Source organism: Lactovum miscens, from assembly GCF_014202895.1.
GTDB lineage: Bacteria > Bacillota > Bacilli > Lactobacillales > Streptococcaceae > Lactovum > Lactovum miscens.
Genome location: NZ_JACHHV010000059.1, coordinates 1 through 1,577 on the forward strand (window position 1 = coordinate 1; position 1,577 = coordinate 1,577).

Genomic DNA, 1,577 nt, shown 5'->3' on the forward strand with positions numbered 1-1,577 from the left:
CTTTTCTACTTGTCTTCTTTCAAATTCAAGTATAAGAAATTCAGGTGTTTTTTTCTTGCTTCAGGTGGCTAAACTAATTTTACAATTTGCCATCTAATTTATTAAATAAAACAGAAATTATGGGATCTTTCAAAATTTGATTAAGAAATTCTTATAAAATTTATTAAAAACAATAAAATCAATTTGTTATAATTAAAGCATGAAAAAATTTGATGTAATTGTTGTGGGTGCCGGTCCTTCTGGTATGATGGCAACAATTAAAGCGGCGGAAAATGGGGCCAAGGTCGCTTTGATTGATAAAAATAAGAATGTAGGTAAAAAATTACTCATGACAGGTGGTGGCCGATGTAATGTAACCAATGCAGCCTCGGTTGAAGAGATTTTATCAAACGTACCTGGCAATGGTCGCTTCCTTTATTCGGCTTTCTCACAGTTTGATAATCAGGATATTATTAAGTTCTTCACCGAAAACGGCGTCCCTCTTAAAGAGGAGGACCATGGTCGTCTATTTCCTACTACTAATAAGTCTAAAACCATTGTAGATGCACTTTTTAATCAAATTATAAACTTGCAAGTTTCTGTTTTTAGCCAAACTAGTGTTGAGTCTCTAATAATAGAAGATGGAAAAATATCTGGAGTTGTAGCAAATTCAGAAAGATTTGAAGCTGAATCCGTAATTCTTTCAACCGGTGGGAAAACTTATCCTTCTACTGGAGCAACTGGTGACGGATATAAAATGGCAAAGTCTGTAGGTCACACTATTACAACACTCTATTCAACAGAATCTTCTCTTATCTCAAATCAAAAGTTTGTTTCTGATAAAACTTTGCAAGGAATTTCCTTAAGAGAAGTGAAATTATCAGTCTTAAATAACAAAGATAAAATAATTATTAGTCATAAGCACGACCTACTCTTTACACATTTTGGGCTTTCTGGTCCAGCCGCGCTGCGCTGCTCAACATTTGTAAATCAAGAATTAATTAAAGGGAGGTCAGAAGTTCTTGTCGAACTTGATCAATTTCCAGACAGAAGTGTAACAGAATTTAAACAAGATCTCACTCAACTTTTTCAGTCAGATAAGTCTGTTAAAAACCAGTTAAGTACTATTACTCAGGAAAGAATTGCACTATTTGCATTGTCTGAAGAAAATATCAGTTTTGACAAGGTTAGTAAACAAATTTCTGATACCGAAATAAATCAACTTGTTAATTTTTTCAAGAACTTTAGGATTAAAATCCAAAAGACTTTCCCAATTGAAAAATCTTTTGTTACCGGAGGAGGCGTGTCATTGAACGAGATCTACCCTAAAACACTTGGCAGCAAGCTTTGCCCAGGGCTTTATATAACAGGGGAATTGCTTGACATTAATGGTTATACAGGCGGTTATAATATCACCTGTGCTTTTGTGACCGGGGCAGTAGCGGGCAATCATGCTGCTTGGAAAGACTAACTTAAAGGCGAAAAAGAGAAAGTGAATCAATCTGTAGTGCACCCCAAAAGTTAGACTTTTTTAGACAAGATTCATTTCTTGCCTTTTTTGTTATTTTAAATAGTTCAAACGATATTGAACAGGACTC

Annotated in this window: 1 protein-coding gene; it reads left to right on the forward strand. The window is 34.6% G+C overall.

Annotated features, from left to right (window positions below; genetic code table 11):
- The first annotated feature begins 199 nt into the window (after positions 1–199).
- Entirely contained in the window at positions 200–1,450 is a 1,251-nt protein-coding gene (locus HNQ37_RS08395; protein ID WP_183541315.1) for a BaiN/RdsA family NAD(P)/FAD-dependent oxidoreductase, read from the forward strand.
- Positions 1,451–1,577 lie beyond the last annotated feature (127 nt).

Bases quoted from the DNA above. Each gene is read 5' to 3' on its own strand.
- HNQ37_RS08395 (WP_183541315.1), top strand. From the start codon at position 200: ATGAAAAAATTTGATGTAATTGTTGTGGGTGCCGGTCCTTCTGGTATG.